The 20561-nt window shown below is 46.9% G+C and carries 22 protein-coding genes and 1 pseudogene; all 23 read left to right on the top strand.

Features of this window, described 5'->3' with window-relative positions; translation table 11 throughout:
* Nucleotides 1–43: 43 nt before the first annotated feature.
* The 23 genes and pseudogenes from H3L92_RS07670 to H3L92_RS07565 all read left to right on the top strand — a co-directional run bounded on the left by H3L92_RS07670 (nt 44) and on the right by H3L92_RS07565 (nt 20364).
* Nucleotides 44–1045, top strand: coding sequence for a TrbJ/VirB5 family protein (locus H3L92_RS07670; RefSeq protein ID WP_182115346.1), 1002 nt, complete (start codon nt 44–46; stop codon nt 1043–1045).
* Between the two features lie 19 nt (nt 1046–1064).
* Nucleotides 1065–2153 carry a TrbL/VirB6 family protein gene (locus H3L92_RS07665; protein ID WP_115336196.1) on the top strand — a complete coding sequence of 363 codons (1089 nt, stop codon included), beginning with the start codon at nt 1065–1067 and terminating at the stop codon, nt 2151–2153.
* 52 nt (nt 2154–2205) lie between these two features.
* The gene (locus H3L92_RS07660) at nt 2206–2721 is read left to right on the top strand and encodes a DUF4189 domain-containing protein (protein WP_085367015.1); all 516 of its coding nucleotides are present in this window, start codon (nt 2206–2208) and stop codon (nt 2719–2721) included.
* Nucleotides 2722–2788: 67 nt separating this feature from the next.
* A complete protein-coding gene (locus H3L92_RS07655; RefSeq protein WP_245945409.1) occupies nt 2789–3601 on the top strand; it encodes a type IV secretion system protein in 813 nt (270 codons plus the stop codon).
* 30 nt (nt 3602–3631) lie between these two features.
* Complete coding sequence (locus H3L92_RS07650) at nt 3632–4147, top strand: DUF4189 domain-containing protein (protein ID WP_085367013.1); 516 nt, start codon at nt 3632–3634, stop codon at nt 4145–4147.
* A gap of 92 nt (nt 4148–4239) precedes the next feature.
* Nucleotides 4240–4401 (top strand): hypothetical protein, encoded by a 162-nt coding sequence (locus H3L92_RS07645; protein WP_174222524.1) that lies wholly within the window; start codon nt 4240–4242, stop codon nt 4399–4401.
* Nucleotides 4368–4751, top strand: coding sequence for a DUF4189 domain-containing protein (locus H3L92_RS13610; protein ID WP_085366735.1), 384 nt, complete (start codon nt 4368–4370; stop codon nt 4749–4751). The genes H3L92_RS07645 and H3L92_RS13610 overlap by 34 nt, the downstream gene beginning before the upstream one ends.
* A gap of 87 nt (nt 4752–4838) precedes the next feature.
* Entirely contained in the window at nt 4839–5660 is an 822-nt protein-coding gene (locus H3L92_RS07635; RefSeq protein WP_245945408.1) for a type IV secretion system protein, read from the top strand.
* Between the two features lie 38 nt (nt 5661–5698).
* A complete protein-coding gene (locus H3L92_RS07630) occupies nt 5699–6199 on the top strand; it encodes a DUF4189 domain-containing protein (RefSeq protein ID WP_085366737.1) in 501 nt (166 codons plus the stop codon).
* A gap of 76 nt (nt 6200–6275) precedes the next feature.
* A complete protein-coding gene (locus tag H3L92_RS07625) occupies nt 6276–7088 on the top strand; it encodes a type IV secretion system protein (protein ID WP_245945407.1) in 813 nt (270 codons plus the stop codon).
* Nucleotides 7089–7111: 23 nt separating this feature from the next.
* Nucleotides 7112–7654 (top strand): DUF4189 domain-containing protein, encoded by a 543-nt coding sequence (locus H3L92_RS07620; RefSeq protein WP_085366739.1) that lies wholly within the window; start codon nt 7112–7114, stop codon nt 7652–7654.
* Between the two features lie 297 nt (nt 7655–7951).
* Nucleotides 7952–8060, top strand: a pseudogene (locus H3L92_RS13720) (IS30 family transposase); the annotation flags it as partial.
* Nucleotides 8061–8510: 450 nt separating this feature from the next.
* Nucleotides 8511–8963 carry a hypothetical protein gene (locus tag H3L92_RS07615; protein WP_085366740.1) on the top strand — a complete coding sequence of 151 codons (453 nt, stop codon included), beginning with the start codon at nt 8511–8513 and terminating at the stop codon, nt 8961–8963.
* A 23-nt stretch (nt 8964–8986) separates the two neighbouring features.
* Nucleotides 8987–9853, top strand: a complete 867-nt coding sequence (locus tag H3L92_RS07610; protein WP_158088172.1) for a VirB8 family type IV secretion system protein — start codon at nt 8987–8989, stop codon at nt 9851–9853.
* Nucleotides 9854–9892: 39 nt separating this feature from the next.
* On the top strand, nt 9893–10651 hold the full coding sequence (locus H3L92_RS07605; protein WP_085366757.1) for a TrbG/VirB9 family P-type conjugative transfer protein: 759 nt from the start codon (nt 9893–9895) through the stop codon (nt 10649–10651).
* On the top strand, nt 10648–11874 hold the full coding sequence (locus tag H3L92_RS07600; protein WP_085366742.1) for a TrbI/VirB10 family protein: 1227 nt from the start codon (nt 10648–10650) through the stop codon (nt 11872–11874). Before H3L92_RS07605 ends, H3L92_RS07600 begins: the two co-directional genes overlap by 4 nt.
* Before the next feature lies 1 nt (nt 11875).
* Nucleotides 11876–12919, top strand: a complete 1044-nt coding sequence (gene virB11, locus H3L92_RS07595) for a P-type DNA transfer ATPase VirB11 (protein WP_085366743.1) — start codon at nt 11876–11878, stop codon at nt 12917–12919.
* Nucleotides 12920–13053: 134 nt separating this feature from the next.
* Complete coding sequence (locus H3L92_RS07590; protein ID WP_085366744.1) at nt 13054–13836, top strand: TraX family protein; 783 nt, start codon at nt 13054–13056, stop codon at nt 13834–13836.
* An 80-nt stretch (nt 13837–13916) separates the two neighbouring features.
* On the top strand, nt 13917–16028 hold the full coding sequence (locus H3L92_RS07585; RefSeq protein WP_085366745.1) for a hypothetical protein: 2112 nt from the start codon (nt 13917–13919) through the stop codon (nt 16026–16028).
* On the top strand, nt 16028–16663 hold the full coding sequence (locus H3L92_RS07580; RefSeq protein ID WP_085366746.1) for a hypothetical protein: 636 nt from the start codon (nt 16028–16030) through the stop codon (nt 16661–16663). Before H3L92_RS07585 ends, H3L92_RS07580 begins: the two co-directional genes overlap by 1 nt.
* Before the next feature lie 86 nt (nt 16664–16749).
* The gene (locus H3L92_RS07575; RefSeq protein ID WP_085366747.1) at nt 16750–17388 is read left to right on the top strand and encodes a hypothetical protein; all 639 of its coding nucleotides are present in this window, start codon (nt 16750–16752) and stop codon (nt 17386–17388) included.
* Nucleotides 17389–17687: 299 nt separating this feature from the next.
* Nucleotides 17688–18947, top strand: coding sequence for a transcription termination factor Rho (rho, locus tag H3L92_RS07570; protein WP_085366748.1), 1260 nt, complete (start codon nt 17688–17690; stop codon nt 18945–18947).
* A gap of 67 nt (nt 18948–19014) precedes the next feature.
* On the top strand, nt 19015–20364 hold the full coding sequence (locus H3L92_RS07565; protein WP_085366758.1) for a deoxyguanosinetriphosphate triphosphohydrolase: 1350 nt from the start codon (nt 19015–19017) through the stop codon (nt 20362–20364).
* Nucleotides 20365–20561: the final 197 nt, after the last annotated feature.

Raw genomic sequence — 20561 nt, 5'->3', positions numbered from 1 at the left:
AATGTAATCATTAGAACCATATAAACATTGGGAGCAAACAAATATGTCACACAGCAAACAACAACTCCGTATCTGCGTCGCTGCATTATTGCTGGCTCTTACACCGGTTTATGCTCAGGCAACAGGCATGGGCCAAAGCGTACCCACAGTTGACGACAATTCCGGTGCCATCAAAGGCAATACCGAAAATATTGCCCAATACCTGAAAGATTTGAAAGAATTTTTTGGCGCGGGTAGTAACGATCCGCTGAAAAATAACAACGGTTTCGGCTTGTCTGGCTCTTTAGCGGGAGACGCAAACTCCGTATTTGGAAGCATGGCCTCCAATGGCAAAGACATTACCGAAAAATCCATGCTCAACAGCAACAGCCTAACAGGCAGCGCGGCAGAAAAATATTACGGCAGCAACGAGAGCAGCGTATGTAACGATCCGAGCCTGCTTGCCAAAGGCAAAAGCGCCCTTACCTCGGCAATTACCGGAAAAGACAGCACAGACCCCGAAACCAGAATGTATCAGGCCTGTAACAGCGCACGCAACCTGATTGCCCTGCAACTGCAAGAAATTTTCGACATCATCACCATCTTGGAAAAGCGCAATAACCAGCTCAGAACCTTTCTGAATGAAGGCTATAACAACTCGGGCGATGTGCAGAAAAAACAATACCAAATTGCCGTGATGCAGGCACTGATCCAAAACGATATGACACGCCTGCAAGCCGCATTGGCAGCCTACCAAACCAAAACCGAATTCTACAAACAGGTGCAGGCAGAAGCGCAATGGGAAATTCTTTACGGCAAAAAAACAGCCAACAACGCGCTGCAGCAGACGTTTGGCAGTGGTGGCAACGTTACCGCCAACAGCGTTTTGCAAGGCTTGGGCGAGTTTGACAAAAATACAGCAGGGGTGATAAGCGGCGGCGCCGGTGTTGCGGCTGCCACAGCAACGGCAGCTTCCTTAGAAGCAGGGAACTTGTTCGACAGCCTGCTTTCTTCCATCGGCGATATATATGACTCAGTGAAAAAAAAGCTGGGTATCAACTCATAAACCAATTGAAGAGTAGAAAATGTCTTCTGATAACTTAGGCTTATTTATTTTCGTCAAACTCTACCTCGAAAAGTTGATTACCGATTTCGGCGATAACGGGCTGCAGGCGGTGTCGTATGTGTTTATGCCCGCAGTCGGCACCATGGTAATGGTTTGGGTGATGTTCGAAGGTTACCGCATTCTGAACGGCCAAGGTAAGGAACCGATAACGGCGCTGTTTTGGAAAACGGGCAAAGTGGTGCTGATTACCTTTATAGCAGGCTGGATAATGGGCAACACAGGCGCGGTGCGCGAGTGGCTGAACGGGAATATCAAAGATAATATCGCGCGGATGATTTCGGGCAGCGAATACGGCTCACCCGAAGCGATGGTAGATGCTTCGCTGATGATGATGCACATGGTAACGGCGATGTTCGGCGGGCTGCATACGGCGGTGGGTACCGAAAGCGGCGGAGCCAGCGCAATGACAACATTTATCACTATGAGCGGAGTGGGGCAGGGCGCACCGGCGGTGGTGGCGGGTTCGCTACTGCTGCTCAACCAGATTGCAATTTCGCTGTGTATCCTGACAGCACCGGCATTTATTTTGTGTCTGCTGTACGAGCCGACGAAGCAGTATTTCCAAGGCTGGCTGAAATTCTTTTTGGGCGCGCTGCTGACGCTGGGCGTGCTGTCGGCGATGGTAGTGATCGGATTGAAAGTAACGCTGGCCTATGGTGCGGGGGTATTGGCACAATATGCCACATCGCAGGCGTTGGGATCGGGTGGCAGCGGTATAGCGCAAACGGCGATGACGCAGGGCGGATTGGGTTTGATGATGAGTACGCTGATGATAACGGCGCCGATGATGGTGGGGAATATGATAGGTACTGCCTTGGGCAGCTTTACAGCTTACAATGCGTTTACCAATACTTCACAGGCGCGTGATGCAAATGGGAATTTGATGCCGCAGGCCCGGGCGGAGCAGCAAAACAGTTCGCGTGATGCCGAAATGGGAGGAGGAGGCAACTATAATCCGGTTTCTCAAGCGGTAAGTGGAGGTAACCAATTAATTAACCAACAAGGGATTAAACAGTCCGGCAGTGCACAGAAAGGAGCTGCTGTATGACTATCGTTAGATACTTTTCCATTAAGTCAATTGCTTAATCAGGAGTTTGCCGATGAATAAATTGAAATCGTTGTTATTGTTAGTCTGTAGTTTGGTCGTGTCTTCTGTGGCAATTGCAGAACAAACAATAGAGCAAAACCCGTGTATGTACCACCCACATCTTTGCGGTGGTGGGCAGCCTGCCGCAACACAAGTTGTCCGTATTCCCAGCCGTTATGGGGCGGTGGCTTATGATGCCGATCAAGGAATTGTCGGAGCGACGGACAATAACCTGAAAAGTCTTCGTGCGGCGAAAAAAGAAGCGGTGCAAAGATGCATCGGGTATGGCGGCAGCAAGTCTTCATGCAAAGTGGTTGCGGCGACACGGAATGGTTGTAATGCCCTTGCTCTAGGGGGTAAAAAAACCGGAGGTGGGATATATGTCGGCAAGGTTGGTCTGCTTCAGCAAGAAGCCGAGAACTTGGCTATGCAGGGGTGTCGAGAAATGGGTGGGCAAAAATGCTTTATTGCCTATTCCAAATGCTCCCGCGATCCGCGCTATCAGGTAGACAGAGCTATTATGGAATAAGATGGAAGTTTTTCAGACGGCCTAGAGGCCGTCTGAAAATATATTTGGCCAAAGCTGCACAGGCGCGGTGCGCGAGTGGCTGAACGGGAATATCAAAGATAATATCGCGCGGATGATTTCGGGCAGCGAATACGGCTCACCCGAAGCGATGGTAGATGCTTCGCTGATGATGATGCACATGGTAACGGCGATGTTCGGCGGGCTGCATACGGCGGTGGGTACCGAAAGCGGCGGAGCCAGCGCAATGACAACATTTATCACTATGAGCGGAGTGGGGCAGGGCGCACCGGCGGTGGTGGCGGGTTCGCTACTGCTGCTCAACCAGATTGCAATTTCGTTGTGTATCCTGACAGCACCGGCATTTATTTTGTGTCTGCTGTACGAGCCGACAAAGCAGTATTTCCAAGGCTGGCTGAAATTCTTTTTGGGCGCGCTGCTGACGCTGGGCGTGCTGTCGGCGATGGTAGTGATCGGATTGAAAGTAACGCTGGCCTATGGTGCGGGGGTATTGGCACAATATGCCACATCGCAGGCGTTGGGATCGGGCGGCAGCGGTATAGCGCAAACGGCGATGACGCAGGGCGGATTGGGTTTGATGATGAGTACGCTGATGATAACGGCGCCGATGATGGTGGGGAATATGATAGGTGCTTCGTTGGGTGGATTCAGCGGCTTCAATATGTTTAGCAGGACTGAGACACCGCGTGATGCGAATGGGAATGTGATGTCGCAGGGTGCGGGGAATATTGATAACGGACGAGTGGATACGCCCATAAAAAGTAATAATTTGAATAATAATGTAACTACTTCTATTGCGGGTGAAAATATGGGAAAACAAGAGGCTTTACATAGTATGCAACCAGGTAAGAAAATTGCTTAGTAGGTTTAAAGTGTAAGGAGTGTATCAGTTATGAAAAAATTATTAATGTTAATATTGCTCTGTATGACAGCAAATTACATTATGGCAAATGCTTTGAATAATCCCGTAACGAATCCTTGTATTCAACGTCCTGAATTATCAGGCTGTGGAGCTAACTCTTTAAGTGGAGATCAATCTGTAACTGTGGTTCCTAATCGGTGGGGGGCTATTTATTACAATTCAATGAATATGGCAATTGGTTATTCGAGAAATAATACAAAAGGCTATAGATCGGCTGAAAAAGAAGCATTGCGTAGTTGTATTCGGGCAGGTGGTGGAAAAAATCCGATTGCTCCAAATGGGGAGGGATGCCATCTGATGACGAAATATCGTAACGCATGTGGTGCTATTGCGATAGGCCGTGGTGGGGGAGCGGCGGCAAGAAGCCATAAATATAAGGAACAGGCAGAAAAAGAAGCTCTTGCTTGGTGTAATCAAGTAACTACAGATTGTAGAGTTTATTATTCAGATTGTTCTCGAGATCCACGTTATGTGGTAACAGATTAACGATAGATAGATTTTTCAGACGGCCTAAAGGCCGTCTGAAAATACATTGGGCTAAAGTTTTAAAAATAGTTATGAAATAAGCAATATAAAAAATGAGCAATATTATGATTGGAAAAATTTTATCATTTGTATGGTTTGCATTTGTTTCTGCTCTTTTATATGCGGCTCCATTGGGCGGAGATCCGACACAGGGTTATTGTCAAACGGTAGATGGTAGTGCGTGTGGTTGGGGGGTAACCAACCTAAAAAGGTAATCAATATCCCCAGCCGTTATGGGGCGGTGGCTTATGATTCCAGCAAAATAATTGTCGGTGCGACGGACAATAATCTGAAAAGTCTTCGTGCGGCCAAAAAAGAAGCGGTGCAAAGATGCATCGGGTATGGCGGCAGCAAGTCTTCATGCAAAGTGGTTGCGGCGACACGGAATGGTTGTAATGCCCTTGCTCTAGGGGGGGCAAAACTGGAGGTGGGATATATGTCGGCAAGGTTGGTCTGCTTCAGCAAGAAGCCGAGGACTTGGCTATGCAGAGATGTCGAGAAATGGGTGGGCAGAAATGCTTTATCGCCTATTCCAAATGCTCCCGCGATCCGCGCTATCAAGTAGACAGAGCTATTATGGAATAAGATGGAAGTTTTTCAGACGGCCTAAAGGCCGTCTGAAAATATATTTGGCCAAAGCTGCACAGGCGCGGTGCGCGAGTGGCTGAACGGGAATATCAAAGATAATATCGCGCGGATGATTTCGGGCAGCGAATACGGCTCACCCGAAGCGATGGTAGATGCTTCGCTGATGATGATGCACATGGTAACGGCGATGTTCGGCGGGCTGCATACGGCGGTGGGTACCGAAAGCGGCGGAGCCAGCGCAATGACAACATTTATCACTATGAGCGGAGTGGGGCAGGGCGCACCGGCGGTGGTGGCGGGTTCGCTACTGCTGCTCAACCAGATTGCAATTTCGTTGTGTATCCTGACAGCACCGGCATTTATTTTGTGTCTGCTGTACGAGCCGACAAAGCAGTATTTCCAAGGCTGGCTGAAATTCTTTTTGGGCGCGCTGCTGACGCTGGGCGTGCTGTCGGCGATGGTAGTGATCGGATTGAAAGTAACGCTGGCCTATGGTGCGGGGGTATTGGCACAATATGCCACATCGCAGGCGTTGGGATCGGGCGGCAGCGGTATAGCGCAAACGGCGATGACGCAGGGCGGATTGGGTTTGATGATGAGCACGCTGATGATAACGGCGCCGATGATGGTTGGGCAGTTGGTGAGCAGTTCTTTGGGTTTCAATGCGTATTCTCCGTTTAATCCAAATGCAGGAGCGAGAAGTGCGGACGGTACACCGCAGGGCGGGAATACTTATGTGAATCAGCAGAATGCACATAATGAGAGAGAGGTAACTAGTGCTTTATCAAGCTCAAATAACACAGCTGTAATTGCTAAACAACAAGTGGTTAACAATGAAAATGTAGTAAAACGAATCGGTGAATCGCAGCATGGAGCTGCTTCATAAAGAAATTTTCCTTAAGAAGGAGTTTTGGCGTGAAAAAAATGCTATTGATCATGTGTTCGATATTTATTTCTTCTGTAATATATGCTTCCCCATTAGGAGGAGATCCAACTCAAGGTTATTGTCAAACCGTTGATGGTAGTGCGTGTGGTTGGGGAGGAGGTTCGAATCAACCAAGGAAAATTATCAATATACCAAGCCGTTATGGATCAATTGCACTTGATAAAGAAAAATTAATTTTAGGTGCTTCGGAGCATAATTTAAAGAGTATGCGTGCCGCAAAAAAAGAGGCGGTACAAAGTTGTATAAATATGGGAGGCAGCAAGAATTCATGTAAAGTACTTGTATCTACCCGAAACGGATGTCTTGCATTGGCGCTGGGTAGTAAGGGTTCTGGGTCAATAATTTCTAGTTCTGCAAGAGATACTTTACAACAAGCAGAAAATGAAGTTATGCACACATGCAGGGAAAATGGTGGAAAAAAATGCCATATTGCCTATTCCAAATGCTCCCGAGATCCGCGCTATCAGGTAGGCAGGTAGTTTGGAATAAGAGGGAAGTTTTCAGACGGCCTAAAGGCCGTCTGAAAGTATATTTGGCCAAAGCTGCACAGGCACGGTGCGCGAGTGGCTGAACGGGAATATCAAAGATAATATCGCGCGGATGATTTCGGGCAGCGAATACGGCTCACCCGAAGCGATGGTAGATGCTTCGCTGATGATGATGCACATGGTAACGGCGATGTTCGGCGGGCTGCATACGGCGGTGGGTACCGAAAGCGGCGGAGCCAGCGCAATGACAACATTTATCACTATGAGCGGAGTGGGGCAGGGCGCGCCGGCGGTGGTGGCGGGTTCGCTACTGCTGCTCAACCAGATTGCAATTTCGCTGTGTATCCTGACAGCACCGGCATTTATTTTGTGTCTGCTGTACGAGCCGACGAAGCAGTATTTCCAAGGCTGGCTGAAATTCTTTTTGGGCGCGCTGCTGACGCTGGGCGTGCTGTCGGCGATGGTAGTGATCGGATTGAAAGTAACGCTGGCCTATGGTGCGGGGGTATTGGCACAATATGCCACATCGCAGGCGTTGGGATCGGGCGGCAGCGGTATAGCGCAAACGGCGATGACGCAGGGCGGATTGGGTTTGATGATGAGTACGCTGATGATAACGGCGCCGATGATGGTTGGGAATATGATAGGTGCTTCGTTGGGTGGATTCAGCGGCTTCAATATGTTTAGCAGGACTGAGACACCGCGTGATGCGAATGGGAATGTGATGCCGCAGACCCGGACACAACAAAATATTACTCAGGGCGCAGATAGCTCTTTAGTAAATCCGGGTAATCAATCTCTGACAACCAAGCAATCATTAATTTCAAATGGTAATTTTGTTAAACAGGCAGGGGAATCTCAGCGTGGAGTTGCTTCTTAAATTTGTATGGAAAGGAGTATATTATGCAAAAAAGATTCATGAAAAGAGTTGTTTGGATATTCGTTTGGCTTGTATGTACGCAAGTGAATGCGGGGGAGTTGAATGCAGCTAATAATCCAGCAATGAATCCGTGTATTCAACGTCCGGAGTTATCCGGTTGTGGTGCTAATGGTAACGGGCAAGCTATTACTAATATTATAAATATCCCAAGTCATTATGGTGCAATTGCTCTTGATGGAAGCAAGATGATTCTTGGGTCATCTGAAAATAATCTGAAGAGCCTTCGTGCAGCAAAAAAGGAAGCAGTACAAGACTGTATCAATCTCGGTGGTACTAAAACCTCTTGTAAAGTAATTTCATTTACCAGAAATGGTTGTATTGCTTTGGCATTGGGAGGTAAAGGTGCAGGAACACAGTCTTTCAGCTCTTCAAGAGCTACAGCCCAAGAAGCCGAGAGTGCTGCATTACAAGGGTGTCGCAGAGATGGAGGGCAGAAGTGTTATATAGCCTATTCCAAATGCTCCCGCGATCCGCGCTATCAGGTAGACAGAGCTGTTATGGAATAAGATGGAAGTTTTTCAGACGGCCTAAAGGCCGTCTGATTCGGATTGGAAGTGCAACTTTTCACAATAGAAAAAGGCCGGTATGGAGTGGTATACCGGCCTTTCCTGATAAGAAAGATTGGTATGAGCTACACGCAACCTAACCCAAGATGAATGATACCACATCCAATGTTTCTACCGTCACCATGCCATCATCGAAGTTACAAAACAGCGTAACCACCACCAAAGCACTATCAGTCGCGAAATGTCAGACGACATTTCGCCCAAGGGCTGTAATACAACGCTGAAAATGCCCAATGGGTTCAAGATGAGCTGAACCACCGGCTAAGAAAAACACTTGGCTGTGAAATACCAAGTGTTTTATTCTTACAATCTGTCCCAACCGTTACAGCTTGAGTGTTGTACTTGAAATTCCAATCTAAGGCCGTCTGAAAATATAGTGAATTCAAATAAAAACTCCGAAATGAAATAACTGCATTCAAACTTGCAATTGGGCGATATGCTAAAGAATCGTTTTACCCTACTTCGGCATTCTTATTTTAATCCACTATATTTAAATGAGTTGTTAACGTGTTAAGATTTTGGAAATTAGGGATTTTTAGAAGTAAAGGGATTTTAAGAAATGGTATAATAGTGCGAACTGGTTGGATTTTGAGTTTTGAAATGCTGTAACTATATCGTTTGTTGGTTAATTTAACCGTTGGGTAAAATGGTTTCTTCTGTAGCTGGAATGGTAATATAATGGTCGACACTTATTTCTTATGCATTTTGCATTTTATTAATTGGGTGGCCTGAAATTTAGTTATGCCTGTTACAGAGGTGATTTGAAGATGTCGAAATGGTTTTTAGGAGTTTTTAAATGATGGGCAGAAGAAGTGGGAAATATTGCATGCTCCGTATAGTTGGTTTATTTGCCGGAGGTGTTTTTATTTTGGCTGGTTGTAACTCTACCCCTAAGCCGAAAGATTTTCCGTCAAACTGGCAGGCTGTGAATCAGCTTTCTGATGATATACAGGCGATTCCTTTGTTTAAAAGGTATACATATACGGTTATGCCGATTGATGGAACTTTGAAAAACCTGCTTACCCGTTGGGCAGCTGATAGTAAGTTGAAACTCCAATACAATCACTGTTTGGATTTTACTTTGTCGAAAGGAGCTGCAAAAATTAAAACAGTAAATTTGGATCAGGCGCTTATGGATTTGAATGAGCTATATATGAATCAGAATATAGCGATTGTAAGATCAGGAAATTTACTGATTGCAGAAAGCGGCTATGTGAGAACTCAAGATAACCAAATGATTTGTAGTTGATTTTTATTATAGCGAGAATGTTTATGTTCAAAAAGAAAGAAAAAACGCCCAAAGTTGCGGAGAGTGTGGCAAAAGCTAGAAGCTTTGAACTTTCTGTTTCGGAGGCAGCTAAAAAAAGCGAAAAGCGTGCATGGGTAATCACAGTATTTAGTTTGGTACTTACGCTGATTTTCGGTGCGGCCATTATGCTGATGCTGCCGCTAAAGCAAGAAGTTCCTTATGTTGTTTATGTTGATCACACATCGGGAACAAGCACGGTATCACGTCTTCAGGGTGATTTTAAAAATAATAAGATAACAGGTAGTGAGGCGGTGAATAGGAGTAATATTGCCCAATTTGTAATGGCCAGGGAATCATATGATTGGGATCTCACTAATATCAGTAGTTGGAATAAAGTCTTGGCTATGTCTGCCGGTAATGTAGGCTTGGCGTATCGGAATCAATTTGCGGAAAATAATCCCAATAATCCTAATAAGATTTATGGTAAAAATTTATCTATACGGACCAAAATCAGGAATATTATTTTAGTGCACGGTAATGGTAATCAACAAGATCCTACTGGTGCAACGGTATATTTTGACAGATACGTTTACAATAAAGAAAAGCATACTTTGCAGCCGTTAGACAAACAAGTTGCAACGATGACTTTTGCTTATCAGCCTAATCTGAAAATGGCTGAGCAATATCGTTATGATAATCCTTTAGGTTTCCAAGTTACCCATTATCAAGTGGATACTGATATTATCGGTAAACCAGCAGAAGAGCCTGCCGGTAATTTCCCAATCGTCTCGCAGCCTGAAGCACAAGTGGGACAAATTGAGAGTACGCAGGAAGAGCAACAGGTTGAAAATGTAGATGAAGGGGCAGCAGCTAGTACGCCCAGTCAGTAACAAGTGGGTTTAATGACAATATATCTCGGGATGTTAATAATGAAAATTAATTATCACAGGTTGCAATTGTGGTCAGTAATCGGTATGGCTGTATTCTCTTCCGGCACGTTGAATGCCCAAACGATTACTGAATATACTTATGGTGCTGATAAAGTTTATCCTGTAAGAACAGGATTGGGCTTGGTTACCCAAATTGAAATTAGTCCCTTAGAGGATATTAAAGATTACAGCACAGGTTTGAGTAGTGGTTGGGATTTGGCTAGAAGAGGTAATGTTTTTTATATCAGGCCAAAGGGTGAAAAAGTCGATACCAATATGACGATTAGAACCTCTGTTCATAACTATCTATTTGATTTGAAAGTTGTTAGTAAAAATTGGAAGTCTTTAACAGCAGCCAAGCAGCAAGGTGTGCAATATAAGATTAAGTTTAATTATCCACAAGGAACTTCTTTTTCGGCACAGTCGGTTAGAAATTCTGATAGTGGTATGAGTACCGTTTTAAACGGGCATGTTGGTTATTTCACCAATTATGATTATGCTGCGGATAGGCGCTCAAATTGGCTTGTTCCTATCAAGGTTTATGACGATGGTAATTTTACTTATATACATTTGAAAAACAATAGGTTTATGACTACTGGTAATTTTCCAACTGTAACTGCGCGTAAAACCCGTGACGGTGAGGAGCTTATTCTTAATACGAATGTGCAAGGAAATATAATTATCGTTAATGGAACATATCCGTTTTTAGTATTGCGTCATGATAACGATGTGGTTGGAATAAGAAGGAACTATCAATGAGTGAAGATCAAAAAAACCAATTACTTGACGAAACCGTTAAAGATTCCGAAACAAAATTGCCTGGTGATCATTCATCTTTACCTTTGGAGGAAGATATTGGCAGTGTTTACCAGCGAAAAGGGGTTGAAGATGTTAACTTGGAAAAAGATATACCTGATTTAAATTCAGGTATAGGCCAGCGGATCAATCGTAAAGCTATGGTATTTATACTGTTATGTGCGGGACTTGCTGTGGCTTTCTTGGCTTATGCTTTTTCCTTTTTTTCTGCGGGAAAAAAAGAGGCAGCGGAGGAAACTTCACGCGAGCAGGTGGTAGAAATTCCAAGTTCCCCCATACCAGCAGCACCTGTTGTATCTGCGGAGGCGGCAGTACAGCAACAAGCACAGCCTATTAATATGGCAAGCCAGCCCGGCTTGCCTAAGGCTCCGGAATTAACGGTTCCCGAAGTCCCGGCGATTGCTAGTATGCCGGTTCAATCTCTTTCAGATGCCACTACTTCAGCTCCTGCGGTTGATGATTTGGTTGCCAGCAGAACAGGTGACGGAGGCGGTAATTTCATTACGTCTGAAGATGAGAAACAGGCTGCATCCGGTGCTGTAGGTGGTGTTGACAGATTAAAGGCACAGAAAGTGCTTAATCCGGATTTTTTGCTTATCCAGGGTACTTACATCCGTTGTGTTTTGTCATCTCGGATTGTTAGTGACATTCCGGGCAATGCTTCGTGTGTTGTTACGGAGCCTGTTTATTCTAGTTCTGGAACCAAGTTATTGATACCTAAGGGTTCTAAGGTGCTTGGGAATTATGCATCGGGTAGTAGTGTCGGTAATCGAATTGGTGTTATTTGGAGCCGCATTATTACACCTGATCAGGTTGATATCAGAATGCAAAGTCAAGGTACTGATTCAATGGGCGGTGCAGGCCATCCCGGGCATTACAGAAGTCATTGGCAATCAAGACTGGGTACAGCTCTTTTGATCAGTTTGATTGGTGATGGTGTTGACTATGCGGGACAAAAGAGTATGCCTGAAACTGTTGTTTCGACAAGTACAAGTACAACAATTACACCGACAGAGACCCGTACTGCCAGAACTTTAGAGAGGGTAGCAACAGAAGAACTGAACCGTTTGGGTATGAGACAGCCTACTGTAACGATTAATCAAGGCCAGATTCTGAATATTTTTGTATCTCAGGATATTGATTTTGAGGATGTTATAAAGAACTAATATGAATAATTTGGTAGATGAGCCGGTTTCGGATATTTCTGTAGATTTTCTAGAATATCAGTATAAGGTGTTAGGTATTGATCAGTTTTTGAAACGGAAAGATGTAACGGAAATCTGTATCAATAAACCGGGTCAGATTTATCTGGAAACTAGAAATGGGTGGGAATTAATTCAAGTTGATTCCCTTACCTATGATAGGGCTAGGCAATTTTGTACTGCGATTGTGAATGAAAGTAATACGGGTCAGCGGATTACGGATAAGGAGCCAATGGTTTCTTTAACTTTTCCGACTGGGCAGCGTGCACAATTTGTCATTCCACCAGCTTGTGATGCAGGAAATATTTCCATTACAATCCGATTGCCTTCCACATATACGAAAACGCTGGAGGAATATGAGAAAGATGGTTTTTTCAATGATATTATCTTAGATAGCAGGCAGTTAACGCCCCATGATATTGAATTAAAAGAACTCCTTTCATCTAAAAATTATGGACTGTTTTTTCAAAAAGCAGTTTCATTTAAAAAAAATATTGTGGTGGCTGGAGCTACAGGCAGTGGTAAAACGACTTTTATGAAGTCGCTAGTTAACCATATTCCTGATAATGAGCGCTTAATTACTATTGAGGATGCACGGGAGCTATTCATTTCACAGCCGAACGTTGTTCATCTCTTGTATTCTAAAGGTGGGCAAAGTGCAGCTAATATTACGGCAAAAACCTGTATGGAAGCTTGTTTAAGGATGAAGCCGGATAGAATTATTTTGGCGGAGCTGCGTGGCGATGAATCTTTTTATTTTATCCGTAATTGTGCATCCGGGCACCCAGGATCTATTACAAGCTGCCATGCCGGAAGTACAGCACAAGCTTGGGATCAATTGGCATTAATGATTAAAGCTTCGCCGGAGGGGTCAGGTTTAGAGTTTGAAGTAATTAAACGGTTATTGATGCTTACTATTGATATAGTAGTGCATATTCAAGCACATGCGGGTAAACGTTATATTACAGGAATAGATTTTAACCCAGAAAGAAGAGTTTCATTGCAATAAATAAATCCAATTTGGATATTTGTGGTAATAAATTAATATTATAAATATAGCCGTCTGAATAATTATCGGGCGGCTTTTTTATAAATTTGTAAAGCTTAGGATTTTACATCTTTGTTATTTAAATAGAATTTTATATGGGAACATTTTTAAGATATGAGTTGACGTCATCACAGTTGGAAGTCCTGAAATGGATAGCAGTAGTAACTATGACGTTAGACCACGTAGGTGTTTTTTTTCTTGATGGAAATATATTATTTACTCCATTCAGAATCATAGGAAGAATGGCATTCCCTATCTTTGCATTTTTAGTAGCTTACCACCTTTATTATTATTCATTAAACAAAATGAGTAATTATATTAAAAGAATGTTTTGGTTCGCTGTTATTTCTCAAGTTGCTTTTATATTTGCATACGGAGTAAAAGGGTTTCCCATTTTACTCAATATTCTTTTCCAATTTCTTGCATTTTCGGTTTTAATTTATTGTATTCGTTCTGCAAACAATATGAAACAGGCGCAAGATAAACAACATAAGTGGAGGTGGTTAGGGATTTTTACCGGTTTGTTTTTAATATTTATTATTTCTTCTGCGGCTGAGTATGGTTTGGGCGGGATCATTTTATGCAGCACATGTTACGCATATTTTTATCTTGCCGAATCTTTTAAAAAAATTGGAAAGATAATAGGTGCGTTATTGATTTTGCTGTCTTCCATAGCTGTAAATTTCGGTATCGTTTTTTATGGAGCCAATGCCTTTTGGAGTATGTTGGTTACACTTGTTTTTACAGTTGTAGTACTAGTTTTTATGCCATCGGTCAAATTGAAAATACAGATAAAGCGCATGCCCAAATATTTTTTTTATATTTATTACCCTGTACATCTGATATTGCTTTCAATGTCGGCAAAAGTGATTAATTAGAATATCTGGATTTATATTGAACCGATTCGAAAATACATTGTCTTAAAACACAATGCTGATAATTATTAGGAGCAACATAAATGGAACTTTCATTCGGGCGTTCCCAAAGCCTGAGCCAAGAGCAGCAATTACAGCAGCAGATGGAGCGGCAGCTGCAGCGGGAGCAGGAAATAGAGCAAAGCATACCGAAGCTGAAGCAGGAAGCGGCAGGGCTATTTAAAAGCAACGAAGAAGTCCGCAGCGCAGTTTCCCGCTATACGCCCGAACAGCAGGAAGCACTGAGCAGCGCGGTTGGAGAGGCTGCGGCCAGGGCGGGTGCCCGCAACCCCCATATCACCGGCATACGGGTAGACGAAGACAACAACATCGTTGGTAGGGTAAACAAGCATTTTCCATTTAAAACCAATATCGACAGCGTTATTGAATCCAGCCGCAGCAAAACCATGTCGGAGTATACGGATTTGCGCGTTCTACGCCCCGGTATCGATACTCCTGCGGAATACACTATTCGAAAAGGCGACAGCCTTTCGCGCATAGGCCACCATTTTTCCCCAAACGACAAAGAATTGGCCTCGGCTGTTTCTATGTTTGCCTACCACGAGCTGCACGGGCAGAAAAATGCCCGTTACCATCGAGGGGAAAACCGCGTTGTTCTCACGCCGGGCGACAAATTTACAGTGGATCTCTCCGATTTGAGCCAAGACCAAATCAAACAATTGGCACGTGCTTTTAATCGTTATCAAACCCAAGAACATAAAACGGACATAGCACGTGAACAACAGGAGCAGGCACGGCAGGCAGCCGCTGCGGCAAGGCGGGAGCAGGCCGGTCGGGAACAGGCCGCGCTTCATGGAGAAAGCGGACAGGCAGCCCGGCAGCATCCGCAGTTTGCCCCGTTTTTGAACGGCACGCTGGGGCGGTACGACTTCGGGCAAAGCCGCCATAGTGGGCAGATACAGGTGCCTTACCGGCCTGGTGCAGAGCCGCAGCAGAAGCGCACCGAGTCCGGAGAGGCGGCTGAGCAGGCTTTGAAAGTATTGCGGAACGCCGATTTAAGCCCCCTATCGGAAGCACGCAGGAGCAACCGAGAATATTGGGACGAAGTTGCCGACAACGGAGTGAAAGAGCAGAACCCCGCCAAATATTTTGCAGGCAGGATAATGGGCGGCATAGGTCAAGGGGTTTACGGTGCACTGGAAACCGGCCGAGGCATGGCCGATCACCCAGAAGCAGCGTTACGGGGTGCGGCCAAAGGCGTGGGTAATTTGGTTTCCGATATCCCCAACACGGTCGTTAATCTGGCCAAAACCAGTGCCGACGGCTATACGCATCTGGCGGAGAGCCTGCCGGGCGTAAAGCGCGGGGCGTTTGAAGATTTCCGCCGCAGCACCCCATTTAATTTCGAGCGGCCTTTTCCATATCGCGACAATGCAGAAGAGGGTGGGGCGGCATTGAGCCAGACGCTGGCCACGATGGGTGCAGCGGCGGGCGGGCGCAAAATTGCGGATGCGGCGGTTGATTTGCAGAGGGGATTGGAAAGCGCCCAAGCTCTGCACCGCAGCCGCGCGCAGATTAACCGGCTGGCAGAAGAAGCAGCGGAGACCAACCGCGAACTCTACCGCAGCCGTGCCTTGTCGCGCGACGAACCGTATATCGCCCCTGTGCACCGTGAAATGGCTGGGGAGTTTCAGACGCATGGGATTGAATTGGAACGGGTTCCTAAGCATATCCGAAATAATATGTATGATAATTTCAGCCAACAGAAATATGCAAAAGAAGCAATTAAGTCCGGTGACGATATGCCGATTCCGCGCATGATGAATCCGGATGAGAAGCTGTATAAGCTGGTGGACAATTTGGAAAACGATGCGGTAGTCAGCCCTTATACACCGTACTGGATTGATGAAACACAGTTAAAGACCATCAGAAACAATCCCGAATTGGCCAACAGTATTTTAGGATTGCCTGAAAGTTCCCAAAGTACGCGTTTTAAGGTTTTTGAAATACAGGCAAAAACGGGAGAACACCCGACAGTTTACCAATCCACAATAGCAACGGTTTCCAACAAACTGCCCGACGGAACGGTAACGGTGGACGTGGGTAAAGGCCAACAGATATTGGTACCGCAAAGGGGATTGTGGACCGAACCGAAAGAAATCGGGGAAATTTTCATTGAAGAAAGGAAGCGGTAATGGCGCAGCAGGAATATGAATTTAATTTGGATTTGGATGCCATTGCCGAAGCGGCGGCGGCATTGGAAAAACAACTCATTGCCCGGAGAGACTATTACAAAGAAATCGGGCGGAACAGAAGGGCAGAAATGTTCGACTGGATAATCTATGTTCTCGAGCCTGTAATCAAAGTGTGCAAGGATCGGGAAATAGACCAGCCATTTGAGTTGGTAGGTTTTTTTATTAGTAGAACGGGAATAGCGGCCTCCGATATTATTTGGGATCCAAGAGAGGGGACTGATAAACTATATGTCAAATTATCCGAGTTGTTACAAGGTGGAATCCCTTTCAGAGAATTTGATGAAACCCCATATGCCCGAAGCGATAGTTATCCCGAAAAACTTCTCCCTCTGCTGAAAGCCCAAGCAGCCAAGGAAAGGCAGGAGCGCGAGCAGCGTGCCAAAGAACAGGCACAACAACCGGAAGCGGGAACGCAGCCGCAGGAAAAAGCAGTCGAAAGTACATTTATCCCCAATCCTGATTATTCAGACCCCAAGCAAAACATTTATATGCAGAATTCGGATCTGTTTCAGCCAAACAAAGAGCCGCTGGCCTTCAGAATCGGCCAATGGCTTGCCCGTCTGTTGGGCAGGTAGATCGGCATTGGAAGGCCGTCTGAAAGGTTTTCAGACGGCCTTTGCTAAATGCAGGTGTCGGAAACCATGCGGGCAAGGAATAAATAATGATGGAAACTAAAACATACGAATTTAATTTGGATTTGGATGCCATTGCCGAGGCGGCTGCAGCATTGGAAAAACAGTTGCAGATTAGACGGGACTATTATAAAGATAGGGGTTCTGACTGGATGAGCGGTATGTTCGACTGGCTGATTTATACCCATACCCCCATTTTTACCGTTTGTAAAAATAAGGAAATCGACCAGCCTTTTAATTTAGATGGCTTTTTAGTCAGGCGTTCTAGAGTTGCCGCTTCGGAAATTATGATGGATCCGAATGAAGGAACTGAAGAATTATTTTCCCGTTTAGCTGATTTGTTACAAGGTGGAATCCCTTTCAGAGAATTTGATGAAACCCCATATGCCCGAAGCGATAGTTATCCCGAAAAACTTCTCCCTCTGCTGAAAGCCCAAGCAGCCAAGGAAAGGCAGGAGCGCGAGCAGCGTGCGAAAGAACAGGCGCAGCAACAGGAAGCAGGAACGCAGCCGCAGGAAAAAGCAGTCGAAAGTACATTTATCCCCAATCCCGATTATTCAGACCCCAAGCAAAACATTTATATGCAGAATTCGGATCTGTTTCAGCCAAACAAAGAGCCGCTGGCCTTCAGAATCGGCCAATGGCTTGCCCGTCTGTTGGGTAGGTAGATCGGCATTGGAAGGCCGTCTGAAAGGTTTTGTTTCGCATAAACCTGCTTTGCTTGCTTTCAGACGATATTCACTGCCTGCGGCGGACATACGGTGCGGCCGTTTGAACACAAAGCGTATAAATCCATTTGACACCGCCTGCCGAACTACCTAAAATTCAACTCCGACAAACACCTTGTCATTCTTTCTGCCGCATCGGCAATCGAATCCCTAAAATATCTTTAGCATTCAGACGGCATGCCGCCGCCTGCCTGATTTTCCGTTCTTACCCATCCACTTAACAAACTATCCTATTATTTATGCACGTTTCCGAACTACAAACCCAACACATTTCCCAACTGGTGGAAATGGCCGAACAGCACGGCATTGAGAATGCCAACCGCTTCCGCAAACAAGACCTGGTTTTTGCCATTGTGCGCCAGATGATGAAGCAGGGCGAATCGTTTACCTGCTCCGGCACGCTCGAAATCCTGCCCGACGGTTTCGGCTTTTTGCGCAGCGCCGACACTTCTTATCTGGCCGGACCCGACGATATTTATGTGTCGCCCAGCCAAATCCGCCGCTTCAACCTGCACACCGGCGACACCATCGAAGGCAGCGTGCGCGTGCCGAAAGACAACGAGCGCTATTTCGCGCTGGTGCGTTTGGACAGCATCAACGGCGATAACCCCGAAGCGTGCAAACACAAAATCCTGTTTGAAAACCTCACCCCGCTTTTTCCCACCAAACAATTCAAACTCGAGCGCGACATCAAGGCCGAAGAAAACATCACCGGCCGCGCCATCGATTTGGTTTCGCCCATCGGCTTCGGCCAGCGGGCGCTGTTGGTGGCACCGCCGAAAACCGGTAAAACCGTGATGCTGCAAAACATCGCCCATGCCATCACCGCCAATTATCCCGAGGTGGAGCTGATTGTTTTGCTGATTGACGAGCGCCCCGAAGAAGTAACCGAAATGTCGCGCAGCGTGCGCGGCGAAGTGGTGGCTTCCACCTTCGACGAACCGGCGCAGCGCCATGTGCAGGTGGCCGAAATGGTGATTGAGAAAGCCAAGCGCATGGTTGAGCACAAAAAAGACGTGGTGATTCTGCTCGATTCCATCACCCGTCTGGCGCGTGCCTACAACACTGTGGTGCCGGCCTCGGGAAAAATCCTCACCGGCGGCGTGGACGCCAACGCGCTGCACCGCCCCAAACGCTTTTTCGGCGCGGCGCGCAATGTGGAAGAGGGAGGTTCGCTCACCATTATCGCCACCGCGCTGGTGGACACCGGCAGCCGCATGGACGACGTGATTTTTGAAGAATTCAAAGGCACGGGCAATATGGAGCTTAACCTCGACCGCCGCATCGCTGAAAAACGCGTGTTCCCCGCCATCAACATCAACAAATCCGGCACGCGCCGCGAAGAGCTGCTGGTGCCCAACGACCAGCTCCAGCGTATGTGGCTGCTGCGCAAGTTCCTGCACCCGATGGACGAAATCGAAGCCACCGAATTTTTGGTGGGCAAGCTCAAAGATTCCAAAGACAACAACGAGTTTTTCGAATTGATGCGCGGCAAATGATATACAGGCCGTCTGAAAACTTTCAGACGGCCTTCTGACAACAAAGGCTCGATGGTTTATGCAAAAAATGAACTGGCAGCAACTGCTTTCCACCCAACGCTTCCGTTTGAAAGACGGTGAAATCGTGCCCACGGTTACGCCCTCTACCCAAGAAGGCGCCGACGCGCTGCGCACCGATTTCCATATCGACTACGACCGCGTGGTGTTTTCGGGCGCGTTCCGACGTTTGGGGCGCAAAACGCAGGTGCATCCGTTTGCCGAACACGACCACACCCACAACCGCCTCACCCACAGCGTGGAAGTGGCAAGCGTGGGCCGCAGCTTGGGCAACCGTGTCGGCGTGATGTTGCAGGCCGGCGGTTTTCTGCCGCAGGGCAACACCCCGGGCGACATCGGCGCGGTGGTGCAGGTGGCGTGTCTGGCACACGATTTGGGCAACCCGCCGTTCGGCCACACCGGCGAAGACGCGCTGCGCGACTGGTTCCGCCACCCCGCCCACAGCCGTTATCTCGACACTTTGAGCGAAGCCGAGCGCAATGATGTGCAAACTTATGAAGGCAATGCCCACAGCCTGCGGATTCTGGCGAGTTTGGAAATGTATCGCGGCAAAGGCGGTATGCGGCTGACGGCGGCCACCATCGGCGCGCTGCTGAAATACCCGTGGACCACGCTCGACCCCAACGGCCGCAAAAAATTCAATATCTACCAAACCGAGCTGCCGTTTATCCGCCGCGTGGCCGACGAATTGGGATTAATCGGGCAGGGCGGCGACCGCTGGGCGCGCCATCCGCTGTCTTACCTGATGGAAGCCGCCGACGACATCTGCTATGCCTTGCTTGATTTGGAAGACGCGGTCGAAATCGGCCTGCTCGGCGATGCCGAAGTGGAAAGCATTTTGGCCGAACTCACCTTCACCGAAACCGCCGGCGCATGGCAGGCGCAAAGCAGCCTGCAACGCTGCGCCATGCTGCGCGGCATGGCCATCGGGCGGGCGATTGAAGACGTGGCGCAAACCTTTATGACGCACCAGCAGGATTTGCTGTCCAACCGTTTCCAAGGCAGGGATTTGCTCGCCCTGTGCAGCCCCGAAGTGCAGAATACGCTCGAAAAAGCCAAAGAGTTGGCGCGCACACGCATTTTCCGCCACCAAAGCAAGCTGATGACCGAAATCGCCGCCTTCCCCTGTTTAGGCTCGATTCTCGACCTGCTCGTGCCCGCCGCTTATGCGCTGATTACGCAGGGGCAGGTGAGCGCGCGCCAGTCGCTCGCGTTGGAGCTGCTGAAAAACGGCGACCCGGTTACCCGCAACGACAGCCTTTATGAAGCCTATATGAAGATTCTCGATTTCGTCGGCGGGATGACCGACAACGCCGCAGCCAAAATGGCGCGGGAAGTGTCGGGCATCGGCATGGTGTAGCGTGTTTTCAGACGGCCTTAGTTAATCAGCTTGATATAAAGTACACACGTCATACCCGGGCTTGGCCCGGGTATCTTTTTGAGACCTTTGCAAGTTGTTTAGGCACCTTAAAACACTTGCGTCATGCTCGGGCTTGAACCGAGCATCTTTTTGTTTTATAGTGGATTAAAATAAGAATGCCGAAGTAGGGTAAAACG

The organism is Neisseria dentiae (assembly GCF_014055005.1).
Lineage (GTDB): Bacteria > Pseudomonadota > Gammaproteobacteria > Burkholderiales > Neisseriaceae > Neisseria > Neisseria dentiae.
The sequence above is the reverse complement of the archived record's forward strand: the minus strand, read 5'-3'. Positions and strand labels throughout refer to the sequence as shown.

Excerpts from the sequence above, each read along its gene's own strand:
- H3L92_RS07620 (WP_085366739.1), top strand. The coding sequence starts at position 7,112 with ATGCAAAAAAGATTCATGAAAAGAGTTGTTTGGATATTCGTTTGGCTT.
- H3L92_RS07575 (WP_085366747.1), top strand. The coding sequence starts at position 16,750 with ATGATGGAAACTAAAACATACGAATTTAATTTGGATTTGGATGCCATT.
- H3L92_RS07630 (WP_085366737.1), top strand. The coding sequence starts at position 5,699 with ATGCTATTGATCATGTGTTCGATATTTATTTCTTCTGTAATATATGCT.
- H3L92_RS07645 (WP_174222524.1), top strand. The coding sequence starts at position 4,240 with ATGAGCAATATTATGATTGGAAAAATTTTATCATTTGTATGGTTTGCA.
- H3L92_RS07590 (WP_085366744.1), top strand. The coding sequence starts at position 13,054 with ATGGGAACATTTTTAAGATATGAGTTGACGTCATCACAGTTGGAAGTC.
- H3L92_RS07615 (WP_085366740.1), top strand. The coding sequence starts at position 8,511 with ATGATGGGCAGAAGAAGTGGGAAATATTGCATGCTCCGTATAGTTGGT.
- H3L92_RS07600 (WP_085366742.1), top strand. The coding sequence starts at position 10,648 with ATGAGTGAAGATCAAAAAAACCAATTACTTGACGAAACCGTTAAAGAT.
- H3L92_RS07665 (WP_115336196.1), top strand. The coding sequence starts at position 1,065 with ATGTCTTCTGATAACTTAGGCTTATTTATTTTCGTCAAACTCTACCTC.
- H3L92_RS07670 (WP_182115346.1), top strand. The coding sequence starts at position 44 with ATGTCACACAGCAAACAACAACTCCGTATCTGCGTCGCTGCATTATTG.
- H3L92_RS07650 (WP_085367013.1), top strand. The coding sequence starts at position 3,632 with ATGAAAAAATTATTAATGTTAATATTGCTCTGTATGACAGCAAATTAC.
- virB11 (WP_085366743.1), top strand. The coding sequence starts at position 11,876 with ATGAATAATTTGGTAGATGAGCCGGTTTCGGATATTTCTGTAGATTTT.
- H3L92_RS07580 (WP_085366746.1), top strand. The coding sequence starts at position 16,028 with ATGGCGCAGCAGGAATATGAATTTAATTTGGATTTGGATGCCATTGCC.
- H3L92_RS07605 (WP_085366757.1), top strand. The coding sequence starts at position 9,893 with ATGAAAATTAATTATCACAGGTTGCAATTGTGGTCAGTAATCGGTATG.
- rho (WP_085366748.1), top strand. The coding sequence starts at position 17,688 with ATGCACGTTTCCGAACTACAAACCCAACACATTTCCCAACTGGTGGAA.
- H3L92_RS07610 (WP_158088172.1), top strand. The coding sequence starts at position 8,987 with ATGTTCAAAAAGAAAGAAAAAACGCCCAAAGTTGCGGAGAGTGTGGCA.
- H3L92_RS07565 (WP_085366758.1), top strand. The coding sequence starts at position 19,015 with ATGAACTGGCAGCAACTGCTTTCCACCCAACGCTTCCGTTTGAAAGAC.
- H3L92_RS07585 (WP_085366745.1), top strand. The coding sequence starts at position 13,917 with ATGGAACTTTCATTCGGGCGTTCCCAAAGCCTGAGCCAAGAGCAGCAA.
- H3L92_RS07660 (WP_085367015.1), top strand. The coding sequence starts at position 2,206 with ATGAATAAATTGAAATCGTTGTTATTGTTAGTCTGTAGTTTGGTCGTG.